The organism is Methylibium petroleiphilum PM1, assembly GCF_000015725.1.
Classification (GTDB): domain Bacteria; phylum Pseudomonadota; class Gammaproteobacteria; order Burkholderiales; family Burkholderiaceae_C; genus Methylibium; species Methylibium petroleiphilum.
In genome coordinates this window covers 3,940,123-3,960,720 of record NC_008825.1, presented here as the reverse complement: position 1 = coordinate 3,960,720, position 20,598 = coordinate 3,940,123, and the positions used below count along the sequence as shown (strand labels likewise).

At 71.4% G+C, this 20,598-nt stretch carries 15 protein-coding genes; 9 read left to right on the top strand and 6 right to left on the bottom strand.

Annotation, left to right across the window (positions count from 1 at the left end):
• Positions 1 to 7 precede the first annotated feature (7 nt).
• Both katG and MPE_RS18890 read right to left on the bottom strand, forming a co-directional pair.
• Entirely contained in the window at positions 8 to 2,155 is a 2,148-nt protein-coding gene (gene katG, locus MPE_RS18895; protein WP_011831313.1) for a catalase/peroxidase HPI, read from the bottom strand.
• A gap of 102 nt (positions 2,156 to 2,257) precedes the next feature.
• Positions 2,258 to 3,181, bottom strand: coding sequence for a hydrogen peroxide-inducible genes activator (locus MPE_RS18890; protein WP_011831312.1), 924 nt, complete (start codon positions 3,179 to 3,181; stop codon positions 2,258 to 2,260).
• 134 nt (positions 3,182 to 3,315) lie between these two features.
• Here MPE_RS18890 and MPE_RS18885 point away from each other — a divergent pair, with 134 nt between their 5' ends.
• Complete coding sequence (locus MPE_RS18885; protein ID WP_011831311.1) at positions 3,316 to 6,069, top strand: transporter substrate-binding domain-containing protein; 2,754 nt, start codon at positions 3,316 to 3,318, stop codon at positions 6,067 to 6,069.
• Between the two features lie 3 nt (positions 6,070 to 6,072).
• Here MPE_RS18885 and recG read toward each other — a convergent pair whose 3' ends face one another.
• A complete protein-coding gene (recG, locus tag MPE_RS18880; RefSeq protein WP_041929765.1) occupies positions 6,073 to 8,136 on the bottom strand; it encodes an ATP-dependent DNA helicase RecG in 2,064 nt (687 codons plus the stop codon).
• 49 nt (positions 8,137 to 8,185) lie between these two features.
• Here recG and queA point away from each other — a divergent pair, with 49 nt between their 5' ends.
• Together queA and MPE_RS18870 are read left to right on the top strand one after the other, a co-directional pair.
• Entirely contained in the window at positions 8,186 to 9,253 is a 1,068-nt protein-coding gene (queA, locus tag MPE_RS18875; protein WP_011831309.1) for a tRNA preQ1(34) S-adenosylmethionine ribosyltransferase-isomerase QueA, read from the top strand.
• Between the two features lie 221 nt (positions 9,254 to 9,474).
• A complete protein-coding gene (locus MPE_RS18870) occupies positions 9,475 to 9,804 on the top strand; it encodes a c-type cytochrome (RefSeq protein WP_049820844.1) in 330 nt (109 codons plus the stop codon).
• 16 nt (positions 9,805 to 9,820) lie between these two features.
• Here MPE_RS18870 and MPE_RS22915 read toward each other — a convergent pair whose 3' ends face one another.
• Entirely contained in the window at positions 9,821 to 10,528 is a 708-nt protein-coding gene (locus tag MPE_RS22915; RefSeq protein ID WP_011831307.1) for a potassium channel family protein, read from the bottom strand.
• Between the two features lie 44 nt (positions 10,529 to 10,572).
• On the opposite strand from MPE_RS22915, the gene tgt reads away from it, so the two are divergent.
• Positions 10,573 to 11,700: a tRNA guanosine(34) transglycosylase Tgt gene (gene tgt / locus MPE_RS18860; protein ID WP_011831306.1), complete on the top strand. Its 1,128-nt coding sequence runs from the start codon at positions 10,573 to 10,575 to the stop codon at positions 11,698 to 11,700.
• 10 nt (positions 11,701 to 11,710) lie between these two features.
• Here tgt and MPE_RS18855 read toward each other — a convergent pair whose 3' ends face one another.
• Positions 11,711 to 13,609, bottom strand: a complete 1,899-nt coding sequence (locus tag MPE_RS18855; protein WP_011831305.1) for an MFS transporter — start codon at positions 13,607 to 13,609, stop codon at positions 11,711 to 11,713.
• 76 nt (positions 13,610 to 13,685) lie between these two features.
• A complete protein-coding gene (locus MPE_RS18850) occupies positions 13,686 to 15,872 on the bottom strand; it encodes a TonB-dependent siderophore receptor (RefSeq protein ID WP_011831304.1) in 2,187 nt (728 codons plus the stop codon).
• A 235-nt stretch (positions 15,873 to 16,107) separates the two neighbouring features.
• On the opposite strand from MPE_RS18850, the gene MPE_RS18845 reads away from it, so the two are divergent.
• The 5 genes from MPE_RS18845 to MPE_RS18825 are packed head-to-tail and all read left to right on the top strand — an operon-like array spanning position 16,108 to position 20,589.
• The gene (locus MPE_RS18845) at positions 16,108 to 16,737 is read left to right on the top strand and encodes a PepSY-associated TM helix domain-containing protein (protein ID WP_011831303.1); all 630 of its coding nucleotides are present in this window, start codon (positions 16,108 to 16,110) and stop codon (positions 16,735 to 16,737) included.
• A 16-nt stretch (positions 16,738 to 16,753) separates the two neighbouring features.
• On the top strand, positions 16,754 to 17,269 hold the full coding sequence (locus tag MPE_RS18840) for a DUF2271 domain-containing protein (protein WP_011831302.1): 516 nt from the start codon (positions 16,754 to 16,756) through the stop codon (positions 17,267 to 17,269).
• A 38-nt stretch (positions 17,270 to 17,307) separates the two neighbouring features.
• A complete protein-coding gene (locus tag MPE_RS18835) occupies positions 17,308 to 18,123 on the top strand; it encodes a DUF4198 domain-containing protein (RefSeq protein WP_011831301.1) in 816 nt (271 codons plus the stop codon).
• Between the two features lie 31 nt (positions 18,124 to 18,154).
• Positions 18,155 to 19,192, top strand: a complete 1,038-nt coding sequence (locus MPE_RS18830; RefSeq protein WP_011831300.1) for an FAD:protein FMN transferase — start codon at positions 18,155 to 18,157, stop codon at positions 19,190 to 19,192.
• On the top strand, positions 19,189 to 20,589 hold the full coding sequence (locus MPE_RS18825; RefSeq protein WP_011831299.1) for a sulfite reductase subunit alpha: 1,401 nt from the start codon (positions 19,189 to 19,191) through the stop codon (positions 20,587 to 20,589). The genes MPE_RS18830 and MPE_RS18825 overlap by 4 nt, the downstream gene beginning before the upstream one ends.
• The last annotated feature ends 9 nt before the right edge of the window (positions 20,590 to 20,598 follow it).

Genomic DNA, 20,598 nt, shown 5'->3' with positions numbered 1-20,598 from the left:
CGCCGGGTCAGGCCAGGTCGTAGCGGTCCAGGTTCATGACCTTGGTCCACGCGGCCACGAAGTCGTGCACGAACTTGGTCTGACCGTCGGCGCTGGCGTACACCTCGGCCAGCGCGCGCAGCACGGCGTTGGAACCGAACGCCAGGTCCACCCGCGTCGCGGTCCACTTCTGCTGGCCGGTCTGGCGGTCCTTGCCCTCGTACACACCGTTGGCCGGCTGCCACGTTGTGCGCATGTCGAGCAGGTTGACGAAGAAGTCGGGGGTCAGCACGCCCGGCCGGTCGGTGAACACGCCATGCCGGCTGCCGCCGGCGTTGGCGCCCAGCACGCGCAGCCCGCCGACCAGCACCGTCATCTCGGGAGCGGTGAGCGTGAGCAGCTGCGCCTTGTCGACCAGCAGGTGCTCCACCGGCACGCTGCCCGGGCCCTTGAAGTAGTTGCGGAAGCCGTCGGCCACCGGTTCCAGGAAGGCGAAGGACTCCACATCGGTCTGCTCCTGCGTGGCGTCGACGCGACCGGGGGCGAACGGCACCTCGATGCCGACACCCGCCGCCTTGGCGGCCTGCTCCACGCCCACGCCGCCAGCCAGCACGATGACGTCGGCCAGCGAGAACTTGCCCGAGGCCTTCTGGAGGGTCTCCAGCGTCGCCAGCACCTTGGCCAGCTCGCCCGGGGTGTTGGCTTCCCAGTCCTTCTGCGGTGCCAGGCGAAGGCGCGCGCCGTTGGCCCCGCCGCGCTTGTCGCCGCCGCGGAAGGTGGAGGCCGAGGCCCAGGCGGTGGCCACGAGCTGTGCGACCGTCAGGCCCGATGCGGCGATCTTCGCCTTCAGCTCGGCGACGTCGGCGGCATTCGGCGCCGGCAGCGTGGCCGGGGGCAGCGGGTCCTGCCAGAGCAGCTCTTCCTTCGGCACCTCGGGGCCGAGGTAGCGCACCTTCGGGCCCATGTCGCGGTGGGTGAGCTTGAACCACGCGCGCGCGAAGGCGTCGGCGAAGCCCTGCGGGTTGTCGAGGAAACGGCGCGAGATCTTCTCGAACTCGGGGTCGACGCGCAGCGTCAGGTCGGTGGTGAGCATCGTCGGCTTGAGCTTCTTGCCGGGGACGTGCGCGTCGGGAATGATCTCCGGCGCATCCTTGGCCGTCCACTGCTTCGCGCCGGCGGGCGATTGCGTCAGCTCCCATTCGAACTTGAACAGGTGCTCGAAGAAGTCGTTGCTCCAGCGCGCCGGCGTGGTGGTCCAGGTGACCTCCAGGCCGCTGGAGACGGTGTCCTTGCCGTGGCCGCTGCCGAAGCTGCTGGTCCAGCCCAGGCCCTGCGCCTCGAGCGGCGCGCCTTCGGGCTCGGGACCCTTGTGCGATTCGGGCGCGGCGCCGTGCGCCTTGCCGAAGGTGTGGCCGCCGGCGATCAGCGCCACGATCTCCTCGTCGTCCATCGCCATGCGGCCGAAGGTCGCGCGGATGTCCTTGGCGGCGGCAAGCGGATCGCCGCTGGCGTTGGGACCCTCGGGGTTCACGTAGATCAGGCCCATGTGGGTGGCGGCCAGTGGCTGGTCGAGATCACGGTCGCCGGTGAAGCGCTTGTCGGTGGCCAGCCAGGTGGTCTCGTTGCCCCAGTTCACGTCGTTGTCGGGTTCCCACACGTCCTCTCGGCCGCCGGCGAAGCCGAACGTGCGGAAGCCCATCGACTCCAGCGCCACGTTGCCGGTCAGGATCAGCAGGTCAGCCCAGCTGATGCGCTGGCCGTACTTCTGCTTGATCGGCCACAGCAGGCGGCGCGACTTGTCGATGTTCACGTTGTCGGGCCAGCTGTTGAGCGGCGCGAAGCGCTGCTGCCCGCGGCCGCCGCCGCCGCGGCCGTCGGCCGTGCGGTAGGTGCCGGCGGCGTGCCAGGCCATGCGCACGAACTGCGGGCCGTAGTGGCCGAAGTCGGCCGGCCACCAGTCCTGCGAATCGGTCATCAGCGCCAGCAGGTCCTTCTTGAGCGCGAAGTAGTCGAGCTTCTTGAACTCTTCGGCGTAATCGAAGCCGGCACCCAGCGGATCGGACTTGCTCGAGTGCTGGTTCAGCAGCTCCAGCCGCAACTGGGAGGGCCACCAGTCCTGGTTGGTCGTGCCGCCGCCGGCGGCGTGGTTGAACGGGCACTTCGATTCGGTCGCCATGCAAGTCTCCAGAGGTTGTCCACGATGTTTCGCGGCCAGTTTAGGAGGCGCATCCCGCCCGATCAATGACGGTGCGGCAATGGCGGCGATAGCCGCGGGCGCTCAGGGGGTCAGGCGGGTGACGCCCGACAGTTCGCAGGCGTAGATGGCGTTGCGCAGCGCGGCGATGGCCTCGTAGCGCGTGAAGGTGCGCCGCCACGCGAGCACCACGCGGCGCGTTGGCAGCGGCGCGCTGAAGGGCACATAGCGCAGGTGCGGCTGCGGCTCCTTCGGCACGCTGAGCTGCGGTACCACGGTCACGCCCATGCCGGAGGCGACCATGTGCTTGATGGTCTCGAGCGACGAGCCCTCGAAGCTCTTGCGGATGCCCTCGGCGTCGCTCGAGAAGCGCGCGAACTCCGGGCACACCTCGAGCACGTGGTCGCGGAAGCAGTGGCCGGTGCCGAGCAGCAGCATCGTCTCCTTCTTCAGCTCCTCCGACGAGACGCTCTCGCGCTTGGCCAGCGGATGGATGGCCGGGCAGGCGACGACGAAGGGTTCGTCGTAGAGCGGCGCGATGGCGAGGCCGGTGTCGGGGAAGGGCTCGGCCATGATGGCCGCGTCGAGTTCGCCGGTGCGCAGCATGTCGAGCAGCTTGACGGTGAAGTTCTCCTGCAGCATCAGCGGCATCTGCGGGAACATGTCGATCGCGTGCCTCACCAGATCAGGCAGCAGGTAGGGACCGATCGTGTAGATGATGCCCAGCCGCAGCGCGCCGGCCAGCGGGTCCTGGCCGCGCTTGGCGATCTCCTTGATGGCCTGTGCCTGCTCGATGACCGACTGCGCCTGGCGCACGATCTCCTCGCCCAGCGGCGTGGTGGAGATCTCGTTGCTGCCGCGCTCGAAGATCTTGACGTCGAGCTCGTCCTCGAGCTTCTTGATCGCGACGCTGAGCGTCGGCTGCGAGACGAAGCAGGCCTCCGCCGCGCGGCCGAAATGGCGCTCGCGGGCGACGGCCACGATGTAGCGCAGTTCGGTCAGTGTCATTTCCGGGTCCCCAGCCTTGGAGCGGATTCTGCGGGCTTTTCGGCCCCGACGGCGCGCGCGCTGCCGCGCAGGCCGTGCTAACGTCGATCGGGGAGCGACCCAGGGAGGGTGGCCTTTGACGCTGCGGGACGAAGATGCGTAGCGGCTTGCCGCGGGCGCTGCGATGGCTGGCCGGGTCCGTGCTCGGCCTGTGTGCGCTCGCCTGCAGCGCCGCGTCGCCATCGCCGCTGCGCTACGGGATGCTGGCGGATTTCCCGCCGTTCCAAATCTGGCCCGAGGGCAGCGAGGCCGGGGGCGCCGATCTGGAAATGCTGCGCCGGCTGGCGCCCGCGCTCGGGGTGCAGGTGGAGCCGGTGCGCTACACCGACTTCGTGGCGCTCGAGCGCGATCTGCGCGCCGGGCGGCTCGACCTCGCCTCGTCGATGGCCCGCAACGCCGAACGCGAGCCGACGCTGGCGTTCTCGGTGCCGTATGCGCTGATCGAGCAGGCGGTCGTCACCCGCGCGAGCGATCCGTCGGGCTCGCTCGCGGCCGACCTGAACGGCCGGCGTCTGGCCACCGTGGCCGGCTACGCCGCCGAGGCCAATGCGCGCGAGCTGTTCCCGCTGGCGCAGCGGGTGCCGGTGGCCAGCATCGCCGACGGCCTGCGGGCCGTGCAGCAGGGCCGTGCCGACGTGATGATCGAGGCGCAGCCGGTACTCGTCGGCACCATCGAGCGTGAGCGCCTCGCCGGCTTGCGGCTGGTGCGCACGCTGGCGTTGCCGAGCGGCGCGCTGCATTTCGCGGCACCGAAGGCCGGCGCCGCCCGGCTCGACTCGCTCTCGGCGGCGTTGGCGGGCATGGGCGCCGAGACGCGCGAGTTCATCATCGGCCGATGGCGTGCGGAGCCGCATTTCGCGCGACGCGCCGAGCCGCTGCGCCTGGACGACCCCGAGCGCGCGCTGCTCACCGCGCAGCGGCCGCTGAATGTCGCCGTGGTGGACGGGCGGCTGCCGTTCGCGGTGCTCGACGCCGATGGCCGGCCGCAGGGCCTGTCGGTCGACGTGCTGCGCGCGGTGCTCGGACGCCTCGGGCTCGTGTCCGGCACCTGGCGCGCGAGCGGCGCCACCGAGGCGCTGGCGGCGCTGCAGCGCGGAGAGGTCGACCTCGCGCTCGGCCTGTCGGCGGTGGCCACGCCGGCCGACACGGTGCGCTTCATCGGTCCCTACATCGAGCACCCGATGGTGCTGCTGGGCCGCCCCGGCGGCAGCGCCTGGGGTCTGGAGCAGCTCGTCGGCCGGCGCCTGGCGCTGCCACCCGCGCATTTCGCGCGACCGTTGATCGCCGCGCGCTACCCCGGCATCGAGCTGGTGGCTTGCGATCCGCTGCCGAACTGCGTCGAGCGCGTCGCGAGCGGCGGCGCCGACGCGGCACTGGCCGACGTCATCACCGCGGCGGTGCTGCTGGCCGAATCGCCGCGCAGCGACGTGCAGATCACCGGCACGGCGGCCGGCTTGCGCCAGGAGCACGGCATCGCGGTGTCGTCTCGTCACGCGGCGCTGCTGCCGCTGCTGCAGCGGGCGCTGGATGCGACCGTGGCCGACGACCTGCTCGAGCTCAAGCGCCGCTGGCTGACGCGTCCGACGCCGGCGCGCGTCGTGCGCGAGCTGCTGCTGCGCTACCTGCCCTGGGTCGCGACGGCGCTCGCCCTGCTGCTCGCGGCGTGGTGGTGGCACCACCGCGGACTGCGGCGCGAGATGCAGCGCACGCTCGGCGCACAGCGCCAGGCCGAGCGGGCCCGCGGCGCGAGCGAGCGTTTCGTGACCTTCCTGGCCCACGAGGTGCGCAACTCGCTGCATTCGGTGATCGCCGGGGCCGAGCTGCTGCGCAGCGGGCGCGAGGTCTCGGCGTCGGTGGCCGGTTCGCTGGGTGACTCGGCGCGCTCGACGCTGAACCTGCTGAACAACCTGCTCGACCGCAACCGGCTCGACGCCGGCCGGCTGAGCCTGCACCTGGAGCCTGTGCAGCTCGGGCCGCTGCTGCGCGGCGTGCGCGCGGAGATGCTGCCGGCCGCACGGGCGAGACAACTCACGCTGACCTGCACCGCGCCGATGCCCGACCCGTTGCTGCGCGTCGACGCGCTGCGCGTCGAGCAGATCGTGCGCAACCTGGTGGCCAACGCGATCAAGTACAGCGAGCGCGGAGAGATCCTGATCGAAGCCCGCTGCACGCCGCAGGCGGGCGAAGAAGCGTCGCGCTGCGTGATCGAAGTGCGCGTGCGCGACCAGGGCCCGGGCATCGCCGAGGCCGACCAGGCGCGGCTGTTCGAGCGCTACTACACCGCCGGCGGCCGGACGGCGGCGCGCAGCGGCACCGGGCTCGGGTTGTCGCTGTGCCGCGACCTCGCCGCGCTGATGGGCGGTGCGCTGCACATCGAGAGCAGCCCCGGGCACGGCACCACCGCGCTGCTGCGCTGGACGGCCGACGTCGAGACCGAGGCCACCGGCCCCGCGCCCCTGGCCGAGGACGCGCCGCGCCGGCTGCTGCTGGTCGAGGATGCCGATGTCTACGCGATGCTGCTCGAGCGTGCGCTCGCGGCCCAGGGCTACGCGGTGCGGGTCGCCGGTTCTCTGGCGGAAGCGCAGGCCGCGCTGGCGGCGCCGGGCCCGCCCTTCGAGGTGGTGCTGACCGACCTGAACCTCGGCGACGGCGACGCGCACGGCGTGATCGCCGCCGTGCGCGCCCGCGCGGGCGCAGGGCTGCCGGCGATCGTCGTGATGTCGGCCGATGTCGACCCTGAGCGGGTGGCCCCGCTGCGCGAGGCCGGGGCCGAGGCGCTGCTGCAGAAGACCGGCGACGTGGCGCTGCTGGTGCGCCAGTTGCTGACGCACGTGAACACGGGGCCCTGACCGTCAGGCCTTCAGGTACTCGGCTTTGCTGCCGAGCCAGCGGTTCACGTGGGCGTCGGCCGCTCGCGGGTGGTGTTCCAGCAGCTGCGGCGCCAGCTGTCGCGCCTGGGCCAGCAGCGCGCTGTCCTCGGCCAGGTCGGCGAAGCGCAGCAGCGCCGCTCCGCTCTGGCGGGCGCCCATGAATTCACCGGGACCGCGGATGTCGAGGTCGCGGCGCGCGATCTCGAAGCCGTCGTTCGTCTCGGCCATCGCTCGCAGGCGCGCCTTGCCGGTGTCCGACAGCGGCGGCGTGTACAGCAGCACGCACACGCTGGCCACGCTGCCGCGGCCGACGCGACCGCGCAGCTGGTGCAGCTGCGACAGCCCGAAGCGCTCGGCGTGCTCGATCACCATCAGGCTCGCGTTGGGCACGTCGACGCCGACTTCGATCACCGTGGTCGATACCAGCACCGCCAGTTCGCCGCCGGTGAAGCGCGCCATCACCGCGGCCTTCTCGGCCGCCGGCATGCGGCCGTGCAGCAGGCCGACCTGCACGCCGGGCAGCGCCTCGCCGAGCCGCGCGTGGGTCTCGGTGGCGTTCTGCAGGTCCAGCGTCTCGCTCTCCTCGATCAGCGGGCACACCCAGTAGACCTGACGGCCCTTCGCCACCTCGTCGCGGATGCGCGCGATCACGCTGTCGCGGCGGCCGTCGGCGAAGACCTTGGTGACGATGGGCGTGCGGCCCGGCGGCAGCTCGTCGAGGGTGCTCACGTCGAGGTCGGCGTAGTAGGTCATCGCCAGCGTGCGCGGGATCGGCGTGGCCGACATCATCAGCAGGTGCGGCTCCAGCGGCGTGCCCTCGAGCTTGCGCTTGAGCTGCAGCCGCTGCGCGACGCCGAAGCGGTGCTGCTCGTCGATGACGGCCAGGCCGAGGCGCTCGAACACCACGCGGTCCTGGATCACCGCGTGCGTGCCGACCACCAGCCGCGCCTCGCCGCTGGCCACGCGCTCCAGCATGCGCGTGCGCGCCTTGCCCTTCTGGCTGCCGGTGAGCCAGGCGATCGGCACGCCCAGCGGCTCGAGCCAGCCGACCAGCTTGCGGAAGTGCTGCTCGGCCAGGATCTCGGTCGGCGCCATCAGCGCGCACTGCCAGCCGGCGTCGATCGCCACGGTGGCCGCCAGCGCCGCGACCACCGTCTTGCCGGAACCCACGTCGCCCTGCAGCAGCCGGTGCGTGGGGTGCGGGCGGGCCAGGTCGCGCGCGATCTCCTCGGTCACGCGGTGCTGGGCCCCGGTCAGGCGGAACGGCAGCGCCGCGAGCAACTGCTCGTGCAGGCCGCCGGCGCCCGCCCGCAGCGGCGGCGCGCGCAACGCGGCGCGCTCGCGCTGTGCCTGCAGCTGCGACAGCTGCTGGGCCAGCAGCTCGTCGAACTTCAGCCGCTGCCAGGCCGGGTGGCTGTGGTCCTCCAGCGTCGCCAGCATCACCTCGGGCGCCGGGTGGTGCAGGAACAGCAGGGCCTGCTTCAGGCTCGGCAAGCCGGCCGGAACGCTGCCGGGCGGCAGCAGCTCATCGAGCGGCGCGCGTGTCAGCGCCGAGCTCACCGCCTTGCGCAGGTAGGCCTGAGGCAGCTGCGCGCTGGCCGGGTAGACCGGCGTCAGCGCGGTGGCCAGCGGCGTGTCGTCGTTCACCGCCTTGAAGCTGGGGTGCACCATCTCGCGGCCGAGGAAACCGCCGCGCAACTCGCCGCGCACGCGCAGGCGCGCGCCGACCGCCAGCGTCTTCTGGTGCGAGGGGTAGAAGTGCAGGAAGCGCAGCACCAGCTCGTCGCTGTCATCGGCCAGCCGCACGATGAGCTGGCGGCGCGGTCGCAGCTCGACGCGGCTGTCGCGCACGCGGCCCTCGACCTGCACCGTCTCGCCCTCGTGCGCCGCGGCGATCGGCGTGACGCGCGTCTCGTCCTCGTAGCGCAGCGGCAGGTGCAGCGCGAGGTCGATGTCGCGCACCAGGCCGAGCTTCTCCATCGCCCGTGCCGGGCCCGACTTCGCCGGAGCGGCGGCGGGCGGTGCGGAGCGCGAGGCCTGGGGCATGGAACAATTCTGCCTTCTGCCCTCGTCAGGCCGGTCCAGCCTGCACGCCATGTCCGACGCCCCCGCTCATCCCCTCACCGTTGCCGATTTCGACTTCGCGTTGCCGCCGGAGCTGATCGCCCAGCATCCGGCGCCCGAGCGCAGCGGCTCGCGCCTGCTCGACGGCCGCGGCGACGCGCCGCTCGACCGCCGCTTCCGTGAACTGCCGTCGCTGCTGTCGCCCGGCGACCTGCTGGTGTTCAACGACACGCGCGTCATCAAGGCGCGGCTGTACGGCCGCAAGGCCAGCGGCGGCGGCGTCGAGGCGCTGGTCGAGCGCGTGCTGCCCGGCACGCACGAGGTGTGGGCGCACCTGCGCGCCAGCAAGTCGCCGCGGCCCGGCAGCCGCGTGCACTTCGCCGGCCGCGACGGCGGCAGCACCGCCTTCGATGCCGAGGTGCTGGGGCGCTGCGGGCCCGACGGCTCGCTGTTCCACCTGCGCCTGCCCGGCGACCCGTTCGCGCTGCTCGAACGCCACGGCCACGTGCCGCTGCCGCCCTACATCGAGCACGGCGACGATGCCGACGACGAGCGCCGCTACCAGACCGTGTTCGCGCGTGCGCCCGGCGCCGTGGCCGCGCCGACAGCGGCCCTGCATTTCGATGCCGAGGTGCTGGCGGCGCTGGAGGCGCAGGGGGTCGCACGTGCGAGCGTGACGCTGCACGTCGGCGCCGGCACCTTCCAGCCGGTGCGCGTGGAGCAGCTGGCCGAGCACCGCATGCACAGCGAGTGGTTCGAGCTGCCGGGGGCCACCGTCGACGCGATCGCGCGCACCCGCGCGGCCGGTGGGCGGGTGGTCGCGGTCGGCACCACCACGCTGCGGGCGCTGGAGTCGGCCGCGCTCGGCGGCGAACTGCAGGCCGGCGCGCGCGAGACCGACATCTTCATCACCCCGGGCTTCACGTTCCGCGTGGTCGACCGGCTGCTGACCAACTTCCACCTGCCGCGCAGCACGCTGATGATGCTGGTCAGCGCTTTCGCCGGCCACGAGCGCATCCGCACGCTCTACACGCATGCGATCCGCGAGCGCTACCGCTTCTTCAGCTACGGCGACGCGATGCTGTTGCAGCGGCGCTAGCAAAGCGTCGCGTGCGCGCCGCATCGTTTGCTCCACGGCGCTCCATCGTGGAGTGACTCCGCGATGGCTTGACGTGGCGCAAGGCGCAGCGCTTGCCAGTCCCTAAGGTGGCGTCGACGACCCGTCGATTCCCACCACGAAGGACCCTTGCCGTGAAGCCCGTTGCCGTTCGTTCTTTCTCTCCGGCCCTTTGCGCCCTGTGGCTCGCTGCCGCGCAGGCGATGGCCGCTCCCGATGACGCCGCGATGCTGAAGCTGGCCACCGGCAGCGGCTGCATGACCTGCCACCATGTCGAACCCGGTGCGAAGGGCCCCGACGGCCTGCCGCCGATCGGTCCGGCGTGGCGCGATGTCGCGGTCAAGTACAAGGGCCAGTCCGGGGCCGAGAAGCAGCTCACCGCCACGGTACTGGCGGGCTCCAACCCCTACGACAGCCACTGGAAGGGCAAGGTCAGCGGCCTGGCGATGCCTCCCAATCGCGTCGCGATCAGCGAGCCCGACGCGCGCCGGCTGGTGCAGTGGATCCTGAGCCGCGACGCGAACAGGCCCTAGGCATCGCCGCTCGGGCTCAGTGCGGAGGCTGCTGGTTCTGGTGCGCGAACAGCGACACCAGCCAGCCCAGCAGCGCCACCGGATAGAGCACGCCGATCAGCACCTGCAGGATGGCCAGCGAGCGCGCCGCGGCGTGCACCGGCGTGATGTCGCCATAGCCCAGCGAGGTGAGCGTGACGAAGGAGAAGTAGTTGAGCCGCGCCACCAGCGCGGCATAGTCCACCGGCTGGCCGAACATGAAGTAGGCGCCGTCGCCGGCGTAGATGGCCACCAGCCGGTGCGCCTGCGCGAACGCCAGGCCGATCAGCAGGAAGGCGGCGATCGCGCCCAGCACGCGGTGCACGTTGATGCGGCCGGCGGCCAGCGTGTAGGCCAGCGTCAGCCAACCCAGCACCACCAGGTTGACCATCGCGAACAGTGCGTCGGCGCCGCGCAGCTCGCTGTCGGGCAGCCACAGGTTGGCGACACGGATCACCAGGCTGCCGAAGGCGGTGGCGACGAACCAGCGGCCCGCGAGCGTGTGGTCGGACAGCATCCACACGCCGAGCGCCAGCATTGCCAGGAAGCCGGCGTCGGCCAGGTGCCGGTTGAGCCAGCCCACCTCGACCAGCGGTGGCAGCAGCACCACCTCGGCGAGCAGCAGCAGCGTCAGCACGCTGAGGCTGCGGTCGGTGACGGCCTGGCGGGTCAGGCGGCGGAACACGCGTTGAACGATCGGCAGCATGCGCGCGAGCTTAGCCGGCGCGCGGGCCGCTGCGACAATCCGGCATGCTCCGCTTCGATCTGCTGCACACCGAAGGCCATGCGCGCCGTGGCCGCCTCACGCTCAACCACGGCGTGGTCGAGACACCGATCTTCATGCCGGTCGGCACCTACGGCACCGTCAAGGGCGTGATGCCGGCCTCGCTGGAGGCGATGGGCGCGCAGATCATCCTCGGCAACACCTTCCACCTGTGGCTGCGTCCCGGGCTCGACGTGCTGCGCCAGTTCGGCGGCCTGCACCGCTTCGAGAACTGGCAACGCCCCATCCTCACCGACAGCGGCGGCTTCCAGGTCTGGTCGCTCGGTGCGATGCGCAAGATCAGCGAGGAGGGCGTGAAGTTCGCGTCACCGGTCAACGGTGACAAGCTGTTCCTCACGCCCGAGACCAGCATGCAGATCCAGACGGTGCTGAACTCCGACATCGTGATGCAGTTCGACGAGTGCACGCCCTACGAGACCTCGGGCCACCTGACGACCGAGCAGGAAGCACGTGCGTCGATGGAGCTGAGCCTGCGCTGGGCGGCGCGCTGCAAGACCGAGTTCGCGCGGCTCGAGAACCCCAACGCGCTGTTCGGCATCGTGCAGGGCGGCATGTTCGAGCCGCTGCGCCAGGCCTCGCTCGACGCGCTGGTGGCGATGGACTTTCCCGGCTACGCGATCGGCGGCGTCAGCGTCGGCGAACCGAAGGACGAGATGCTGCGCATCATGGCGCACACGCCGCACCGCCTGCCGGCCCACAAGCCGCGCTACCTGATGGGCGTGGGCACGCCGGAAGACCTGGTCGAGGGCGTGACCCAGGGCGTCGACCTGTTCGACTGCGTGATGCCCACGCGCAACGCCCGCAACGGCCACCTGTTCACCCGCCACGGCGACCTGCGGCTGCGCAACGCGCGCTACAAGACCGACGAGCGGCCCATCGACGAGAGCTGCACCTGCACCGCCTGCAACGGCTTCAGCCGCGCCTACCTGCACCATCTCGACCGCTGCGGCGAGATGCTCGGGCCGATGCTCACCAGCATCCACAACCTGCATTACTTCCTGAACCTGATGCGCGAGGTGCGCGAGGCACTCGACGCCGGGCGCTTCGAGGCGTTCCGCGCGCAGTTCCGGGCGGACCGGGCACGGGGCGTCTGAGGGCGGCGCTTCAGGCCGCCAGCATCGCCGCCACGCGTTCGCGCAGGCGCTCCGGCGTGACCTCGACGGCGGCCAGCGGCGCCGCGGCGCTCAGGCCCACGCGGCTCCACAGTCCGCGCCGGAACGGTTGCGTCATCGCGGCACCGCTCGCACGCGAGAAGAACGACCCCCACAGGTCGTGCAGCGCCAGCGGGACCACCGGCACCGGGTGGGTTTCCAGGATCTTCATCACGCCGCCCTTGAAGGGCTGCAGGGCGCCGTCGCGGGTGATCGCGCCTTCCGGAAAGATGCACAGCAGCTCACCGTCGTCCAGCACCTTGCGGGCCTCGGCGAAGGCGCGCTCGTAGGTGGCTGGATCGTCCTTCTGCGGGGCGATCGGGATCGCCTTGGCGAGCCGGAACAGCCAGCCCAGCACCGGCGTCGCGAAGATGCGGTGGTCCATGATGAAGCGGATCGGCCGCGGGCTCGCGGCCATCAGCAGGATCGGGTCGACGAAGCTCACGTGGTTGCACACCAGCACCGCAGCGCCGGTGGTGGGGATGTGCTCGTCGCCGTGCACGCGGAAGCGGTAGACCAGGCGCGTCGCGATCAGGGCGATGAAGCGCAGCAGGTATTCCGGCACCAGCAGGAAGATGTAGGCAGCCACCACCGCGTTCAGCAGCCCCGTCACCAGGAAGATCTGCGGGATCGTCAGGCCCGCCTTCAGCAGCGCGCCGGCCATCACGGCGCTGACGATCATGAACAGCGCGTTGAGGATGTTGTTGGCCGCGATGATGCGGGCGCGGTGCGAGGCCGGCGAGCGCAGCTGGATCAGCGCGTACATCGGCACGCTGTACAGGCCGGCGAACAGCGCGAGCAGCGCCAGGTCGGCCATCACGCGCCAGTGCCCGGGTTGGCGCACGAACTCGCCCAGCCCGGCGATGCCGCTGCCCGGCGCATGGCCGCGCGTCGCGAAGTAGAGATCGATCGCGAACACGCTCATGCCGATCGCGCCGAACGGCACCAGCCCGATCTCCACGTGGCGCCGGCTCAGCATCTCGCACAGCAGCGAGCCGATGCCGATGCCCACCGAGAACACCACCAGCAGCAGCGAGGCCACCTGCTCGTCGCCGCCCAGCACCTCCTTCGCGAAGGCCGGGAACATCGACAGGAACACCGCGCCGAAGAACCACATCCACGAGATGCCGAGCAGCGAACGGAACACCACCAGGTTGCCGTGCGCGAGCTTCAGGTTGCGCCAGGTCTCGCTGACCGGGTTCCAGTTGATCACCAGCGCCGGGTCGGTGGGCGGCGAGGCCGGCACGAGCTGCGCGGTGGCGCGGCCGAGCAGCGCCACGCCCAGGCAGGCGAAGGCCACGTAGTGCCGGCCCACGTCGGGCACCGCCACCAGCAGGCCTCCGGCCACCTGGCCGAGCAGGATGGCGACGAAGGTGCCCATCTCGACCATGCCGTTGCCGCCGGTCAGTTCGCGCTCGCCCAGGTGCTGCGGCAGGTAGGAGAACTTGACCGGGCCGAACAGCGTGGAATGCAGCCCCATCAGGAACACGCAGGCCAGCAGCGTTGGCACGTGGGCAGTCCAGAAGCCGAAGCCGGCGAGCAGCATGATCGCGATCTCCAGCGTCTTCACGAAGCGGATCACGCGTGTCTTGTCGAACTTGTCGGCCAGCTGGCCCGAGGTGGCCGAGAACAGCAGGAAGGGCAGGATGAACAGCGCGCCGATCGCCAGCCCGGCCAGCGCGGGGGGCAGCCACGCCACCTGCAGCTGGTAGGTGACCAGCACGGTGAAGGCGAACTTGAACAGGTTGTCGTTGCCGGCGCCGAGGAACTGGGTCCAGAAGAAGGGCGCGAAACGCCGTTGCGTCAGCAGCGCGAACTGGTTGGGCGGGTGCGGGGGGGCGGCGTCGCTCAAGCGGGCTCCGGGTCGGGCGGTGGCGAGGCGCAGCTTAACGGCTGCCGCGCGCCACCGCCCGATCCTCGGCTCGGCGTCACCAGCGGTAGGCCAGCGACACGACGGCGCGCCGCTGCGTGCCGAACCAGCAGTCGCCGCGCTCCAGGCAGGTGGCGATGTAGGTCTTGTCGGTCAGGTTGTTGACGTTCAGTGACAGCGTCCACGGCCCCGTGTCGTAGCTGACCAGCAGGTCCAGCAACGTGACGGACGGAACGCGGTTGTTGCCCGACCCATCCCAGGACGGACCGGCATAGCGCATGCCGCCGCCGGCCCGCAGCCCGGGCATGCCCGCGGCGCCGAAGCGATGCACCGCCCACAGCGAGGCGGCGTGCTTCGGGATGCTGCTGAGCTGCTCGCCGCGGTTCACGTCGATCGCGCCGGTGAGCCGGGCGCGGGTGTAGGAATAGTTGGCCAGCAGCTGCCACGCGGCGAAGGTCGCGGTCGCGTCGAGTTCGAGGCCGTCGACGGTGGACTCGCCGACCTGGATCGAGTAGTTCACGTCGGCCGGGTCGTTGGCGAGCCGGTTGCTCTCCTTCAGCCGGAACACCGCCGCCGACGCGCTCACCGGCGCATCGGCCGGCATCCACTTGACGCCGGTTTCCAGCTGCCGGCCGCGCGAGGGCTCGAACGGCCGGCCGCCGCGCGCCGGGCTGGTCGTGCCGGCCACCGGCTGGAAGGACTCCGAGTAGCCGGCGTAGGGCGACCAGCCGCCGTCGGCCAGGTAGACGATGCCCAGGTTCTTCGAGTTCGCCGAGTCCTTGGCGGCATCGGTCTTCGCCTTGTCGTGGCGCAGGCCGGCGGTGAGCACCCAGCGTTCGTCGAACTTGACCTGGTCCTGGATCAGCAGGCCGACGTTGCGCACGCGCGAGTCGCTGACGAAGCTTTGCGCAGGGTCGAGCGCCGGCAAGGGGGAGGTGCCGTAGACCGGATCGAAGGGATCCAGCGGCGTCATCAGGAAGCTGCCACGGTCGATGTGCAGCATGCGGTGCGACATGTAGTCGACGCCGGTCAGCAGCGTGTGCGTGGTGCGCCCGAACGCGAGCTTGCCCTGCAGCAGCAGGTCGGCGTTGTTGATGCGCGAGCGGTCGTCGGCCACGTAGCCGTAGCGGTTCAGGTAGGTGTTGTTGGTGGGGTCGACGGTGTCCACCTGGCCGTCCGCGCCGACGTACTGGCTCCAGTCGGCGTAGGCGGTGGCGAGATGGCCGGTCACGTTGTCGCGCCGCAGGTGATGGCGCAGCGTCCACTGCGCGTTCAGCTGCTGCTCGAGCTCCCAGCCGAAGCGCTTGCGCGTGCCGCCGTAGGTGTCCCAGTCGGGTTCGCCGACGAACACCTCGGGGTCGATGCGGCGGCCGTTCGGCGCCTTGTTGAGCGTACCTGCGATCGGAAAGAAGCCGTTCTGGTTGAGGCTTCTGTCCTTCTGGTATTCGCCGTAGACCGTCAGCGAGGTGCCGGCCAGCGGTTGCCAGCGGAGCGAGGGCGCGAACAGCGTGCGCTCCTGGTCGGCGTACTTGACCTGGCTGCCGCTGTCCTTGCGCAAGGCGATCACGCGGTAGGCGAGGCGGCCGTCGTCGACGAGCGCGCCGCCCAGGTCGGCCGCGACCTGCTTGTGGTCGTCGTTGCCGAGTTGCACCTGCACTTCCCGCTGTGCCTCGGCGGACGGCCGCTTGGACACCAGGTTCACCACGCCGCCCGGCCCGTTCTGGCCGGCCATCACCGAGGCCGGCCCGCGCAGCACATCGATGCGCTCGAAGGCATAGGGCTCGTTGCGCACGCTGCCCCAGTAGCCGGTGATCGGCAGGCGCAGCCCATCGAGCAGCGTGGAGCCCTCGCTGCCGCCGCGCATCGCGTAGTAGTCGCCGCGGTTGTCGAGGCCGTACATCTCGGCGCGCACGCCGGGCGTGTAGCGCAGCACCTCCTGGATCGTCAGCGAGTTCTGATCTCGCACCTGCTCGGCGCCGATCACCGAGATCGACTGCGGCACTTCGTTGAGCGGCGTGTCGGTCTTGGTCGCCGTGGCGCTGCGCCGGGCGGTGTAGCCCGGCACCGGGCCGGTCGCCGTCTCGGCCTGGGAGGTGGCCTTCACTTCGGGCAGCGTGCTGGCGGCCTCGTCGGACGGCGTGGCCGCCGGCGGCGCAACGGGGGGCGGGGTCTGCTGGGCGAGAGCCCACGGTGCACAGGTCAGCAAGGCGCAGGCGAGGGCGCCCACGCGGGGAGTGGCAAGCATCGGATCGTTCCTTTGGTCGTGTCGAACACACAGAACCGCTGGCGACGGGCTTGCGGTGGCTCCTCGGTCATCTCCGCGACGCGCGATCCCCGCCGGCTGCCCGGCGGAGGAGAATCTTTACGTTGCGTGATTGATAGTGATTCGCATTTAGTAGCTTACACTAAGCCGCAACTTTTGAGGAGGGCGCGTTGCAGTCCGCGAGGCTGCGTGCCCGGGCGCGAAGAGACGCGAAGGCATGCGCAAGACCGACCACCCGCAACGGGCCTACTGGCTGAAGACGCTGCACCAATGGCACTGGATCAGCTCGGCGGTCTGCCTGCTGGGCATGCTGCTGTTCAGCGTCACCGGCATCACGCTCAACCACGCCGCGCAGATCGAGAGCCGGCCGGCCGTGACCGCCCGCGAACTGCAGCTGCCGCCGGAACTGAAGGCTCTGGTGACGCCGGATGTGTTGCCGTCGTCGCCGCGCGCGCCCTTGCCCGCGCGCCTGGCCGACTGGATCCAGACGCAGATCGCGGTCGACGTGCGAGGCCGCGACGCCGAGTGGTCCGACGAGGAGCTCTACATCTCGCTGCCGCGCCCCGGCGGCGACGCCTGGCTGCGCATCGACCGCGAGAGCGGCGCGGCGGAGTACGAGCGCACCGACCGCGGCTGGATCTCCTACCTCAACGACCTGCACAAGGGGCGCCACACCGGGGTGGCGTGGTCGTGGTTCATCGACCTGTTCGCGGTCGCCTGTCTGGTGTTCTGTCTGACCGGCCTGTTCATCCTGAAGCTGCACGCGGCCAACCGGCCGACCACCTGGCCGATCGTGGGCCTGGGACTGGTGATCCCGCTGCTGCTCACCCTGCTGTTCATCCACTGAAGAAGAAAGCCCTGCCATGCACGTGCGTTACTCCATCGCGCTGAGCGCCGCGGCGCTCGGTGTCCCGGCTCTGGCGGCCGACCTGGCGGTCGGTGTCGAGGTGCCCCGGTTGACCGTCGCCGAATACCACCGCCCCTATGTCGCGATGTGGGTCGAGCGCGCCGACCAGGGCGTCGCCGCCAACCTCGCGGTCTGGTACGCCACCGCCAAGAAGGACGGCGAGGGCGCGAAGTGGCTGAAGGACATGCGCCAGTGGTGGCGCCGCAGCGGCCGCGAACTGCAGGTGCCGGCCGACGGCCTGACCAGCGCCACACGCCCGGTGGGCAAGCACAGGCTCAGCTTCAACGACAGCGCCAAGCCGCTCGGCAAGCTGGCGCCCGGCGACTACAAGCTGGTGGTCGAGGCGGCCCGCGAGTCCGGCGGTCGCGAGCTGCTGAGCATCCCCTTCCAGTGGCCGCCCGCCAAGGCGCAGCAGCTGAGTGCCCAGGGCAGCAGCGAGCTCGGCGAAGTCACGCTCGAGCTCAAGCCCTGAACCGCCATCGGACCCCTCACCCCGTCCAGGAGATCCCCATGTCCCGTTCCCGTTTCGCGCTCGTCGTCACGACGGCGCTCGCCTTCGGTCTGTCGGTGCCGCTGGCGCGCGCCCACAGCAGCTTCCTGGTGCCCTCGTCGACCGTGCTGTCCAAGCCTCAATGGGTCACGATCGACGGGGCCTCCGGCAACGACATCTTCTACTTCAACCACGCGCCGCTGCGGCTCGACGGGCTGGCGGTCACCGCGCCGGACGGCAGCGCCGTGGCGCCCGAGAACGTGGTGGTCGGCAAGCTGCGCAGCGTGTTCGACCTGAACCTCACGCAGGCCGGCACCTACCGCGTGGCCAACGGCTTCAGCGGCGTGACGGCGCGCTACAAGGACGCGGCCACCGGCCAGAACAAGGGCTTCCGCGGCACGGCCGAGAACTTCGCCAAGGAGGTCCCGGCCGATGCGCCCGAACTGACGGTCAACGAAGGCATCAGCCGCCTCGAGACCTTCATCACCGTTGGCAAACCCAGCGCGATCCAGCCGACCGGCAAGGGCCTGGAGTTCGTGCCCGTCACGCACCCCAACGACCTGTTCACCGGCGAGGCGGCGACGTTCGGTTTCCTGCTCGACGGCCAGCCGGCCGCAGACCTCGAGGTCGAGATCGTCTTCGGCGGCACCCGCTACCGCGACAAGATCGGCGAGATGACGCTGAAGACCGACGCGAAGGGCCAGGTCAAGGTCAACTGGCCGCAGCCCGGGCTCTACCGCCTGGAGGTCAGCACCAGGGACGGCAAGACCACGCTGAAGCAGGCCAAGGAGCGCCGGCTGGTCTACGCCGCGGTGCTGGAAGTGCTGCCGCAATGACGGGCCGACCGCCCCCGAGCGCCGCGGCCGCATGACGACACGCCTGTCCTTCGCCGACCTGCCCCTGCCGGGCTACCGCCACGACGGTGGGGTCGCGCCGCGCCTGCTGGCCGCCGCCGTGCAGGAGCTGGGCGGGCCGACGATGGGCACCCGCTGGAGCGTGAAGTACTGGCATGCGCCGGCCACGCCCGGCCCGGCCCGCCGCGAGGTCCGCGAGGCGATCGAGATCGCGCTGGACCTGGTGGTGCGCCAGATGAGCACCTGGGAGGACGACTCCGACCTGAGCCGCTACAACCGCGCCGCGCCGGGCCGCTGGCAGAAACTGCCCGAGCCCCTCTTCAGCGTGCTGCAGCACGCGCTCGAACTGGCGCGCGCCACCGGTGGGGCCTACGACCCGACCGTCGGCCCCGCGGTCAACCTCTGGGGCTTCGGCCCCGACCCGGCGCGCCGCGATGCGCCGACGGAAGGCGATCTGGAGATGGCGCGCCGCCGCATCGGCTGGCAGCGCGTGCAGCTCGACGTCGAGCAGCGCCGTGCACGCCAGGATGGCGGCACCTACGTCGACCTGTCGTCGATCGCCAAGGGCTATGCGGTCGACGCCGTCGCGCGTGCGCTGCAGCGGCTGGGTTGCGGCAACGCGCTCGTCGAGGTCGGCGGCGAGCTGCTCGGCATGGGCCGCCGGCCCGATGGGCAGCCGTGGCGGGTGGCGGTCCGGCTGCCCGGACTGGAACAGGGCGATGCCGGTCCGGTGCTCGCACTCAAGGGGCTGGCGGTCGCGACCTCCGGCGACGACTTCCGCTGCTTCGAGACCGACGACGGCGAGCGCCATTCCCACACCATCGACCCGCGCACCGGCCGGCCGGTGCGGCACGCGCTGGCGTCGGTGACGGTCGTGCACGCGCAATGCATGCAGGCCGACGCGCTGGCCACGGCGCTGACGGTGCTCGGGCCCGATGAGGGCTGGACCTACGCCGAGCGGGAGCGGCTGGCCGTGCTGTTCATCCGCCGTGCTGCGGATGGCGGCCACGAGGCCCGCCCGACGGCCGGGTTCGAAGCACTGCTGGCATGACGCCGCTGTCCGACGACGCGCTGCGGGCGCTCGCCGCGGGCGGGACCGTGCTGTCCTATGTGGCGCTGTGCGCCGGCACCTGGCGCGCGCACCGGGCGCGCGAAGCCCGGGTGGCGCGTGCGGCCGCCGCCCTGGCGCCGGCCGCGGAGGGCGCGCAACCGGTGCTGGTGGCGCACGCCAGCCAGACCGGCAACGCCGAACAGATCGCCTGGCAGACCGCGCAGGCGCTGCACACGGCCGGCGTGCCGGCGCGCATCGCGAGTCTGGCGGAGTTGCAGGCCGGTGATCTGGCGGCGGCGGAACGGGCCCTGTTCATCGTCAGCACCTACGGCGAAGGCGATCCACCCGATGCGGCGGCGCCGTTCGTGCGCCGCTTGATGGCCCAGGCCGCCGAGACGCCCCTCGCGCTCGAGAGCCTGCACTGCGCCGTGCTGGCGCTCGGCGATCGCGAGTATCAGCACTACTGCGGTTTCGGCCGCGCGCTCGACACCTGGTTGCGCCGGCAGGGAGCGCAGGCGATGTTCGAGCGCATCGACGTCGACGGGGGCGATGCCCTGGCGCTGCAGCAGTGGCAGCACCAGGTGGCGCGCCTGGCGGGCACCAGCGATCTGCCGGACTGGCAGCTCGCGGCGGCATTCGAGCCGTGGCGGCTGGCGCATCGCCGGTTGCTCAACCCCGGCAGCGCCGGCGGCCCCTGCTTTCACCTGGAGCTCGAGGCCCCGGCCGGCGCGGCGCCGAGCCCGGACTGGCAGGCCGGCGACCTGGTGCAGGTGCTGCCGCCCGGCGACGGCGAACGCCCGCGCGAGTACTCGATCGCCTCGCTGCCCGCCGATGGCCGCGTGCACCTGCTGGTGCGCCAGGAACGGCACGCCGACGGCACGCCGGGCCTGGCGTCCGGCTGGCTCACCGAGCGGGCCGCGATCGGCGACGAGATCGCGCTGCGGCTGCGCGCCCACGGCAACTTCCGCCTCGGCGACAACGCCGGCCGTCCGCTGATCCTGGTCGGCAACGGCACCGGCCTGGCCGGCCTGCGCGCCCACCTCAAGGCCCGCGCCGCGGCCGGACACGGCGCGAACTGGCTGGTGTTCGGCGAGCGCCATGCCGCGCACGACGCCTACTACCGCGACGAGATCGCTGCCTGGCAGGCCAGCGGCGTGCTCGAACGCACCGACCTCGTGTTCTCGCGCGACCAGCCGGGCAAGCGCTATGTGCAGGACCGCCTGCGCGAGCAGGCCGACGTGCTGCGCGACTGGGTTACCCGCGGTGCCGCGCTCTACGTCTGCGGCAGCCGGGTCGGCATGGCCGCGGGCGTGGAGGCCGCGCTGGTCGACGTGCTGGGCCGCGACGCGGTCGATCGGCTCATCGAGACCGGCCGGCTGCGGCGCGACGTGTACTGAGCGTGTCCC

What these genes read in the sequence shown, in the direction of transcription:
- katG (WP_011831313.1), bottom strand. Translation starts at nt 2,155, where the DNA reads ATGGCGACCGAATCGAAGTGCCCGTTCAACCACGCCGCCGGCGGCGGC.
- MPE_RS18835 (WP_011831301.1), top strand. Translation starts at nt 17,308, where the DNA reads ATGTCCCGTTCCCGTTTCGCGCTCGTCGTCACGACGGCGCTCGCCTTC.
- queA (WP_011831309.1), top strand. Translation starts at nt 8,186, where the DNA reads ATGTCCGACGCCCCCGCTCATCCCCTCACCGTTGCCGATTTCGACTTC.
- MPE_RS18830 (WP_011831300.1), top strand. Translation starts at nt 18,155, where the DNA reads ATGACGACACGCCTGTCCTTCGCCGACCTGCCCCTGCCGGGCTACCGC.
- MPE_RS18825 (WP_011831299.1), top strand. Translation starts at nt 19,189, where the DNA reads ATGACGCCGCTGTCCGACGACGCGCTGCGGGCGCTCGCCGCGGGCGGG.
- MPE_RS18885 (WP_011831311.1), top strand. Translation starts at nt 3,316, where the DNA reads ATGCGTAGCGGCTTGCCGCGGGCGCTGCGATGGCTGGCCGGGTCCGTG.
- MPE_RS18870 (WP_049820844.1), top strand. Translation starts at nt 9,475, where the DNA reads ATGGCCGCTCCCGATGACGCCGCGATGCTGAAGCTGGCCACCGGCAGC.
- tgt (WP_011831306.1), top strand. Translation starts at nt 10,573, where the DNA reads ATGCTCCGCTTCGATCTGCTGCACACCGAAGGCCATGCGCGCCGTGGC.
- MPE_RS18850 (WP_011831304.1), bottom strand. Translation starts at nt 15,872, where the DNA reads ATGCTTGCCACTCCCCGCGTGGGCGCCCTCGCCTGCGCCTTGCTGACC.
- recG (WP_041929765.1), bottom strand. Translation starts at nt 8,136, where the DNA reads ATGCCCCAGGCCTCGCGCTCCGCACCGCCCGCCGCCGCTCCGGCGAAG.
- MPE_RS18890 (WP_011831312.1), bottom strand. Translation starts at nt 3,181, where the DNA reads ATGACACTGACCGAACTGCGCTACATCGTGGCCGTCGCCCGCGAGCGC.
- MPE_RS18840 (WP_011831302.1), top strand. Translation starts at nt 16,754, where the DNA reads ATGCACGTGCGTTACTCCATCGCGCTGAGCGCCGCGGCGCTCGGTGTC.
- MPE_RS18845 (WP_011831303.1), top strand. Translation starts at nt 16,108, where the DNA reads ATGCGCAAGACCGACCACCCGCAACGGGCCTACTGGCTGAAGACGCTG.
- MPE_RS22915 (WP_011831307.1), bottom strand. Translation starts at nt 10,528, where the DNA reads ATGCTGCCGATCGTTCAACGCGTGTTCCGCCGCCTGACCCGCCAGGCC.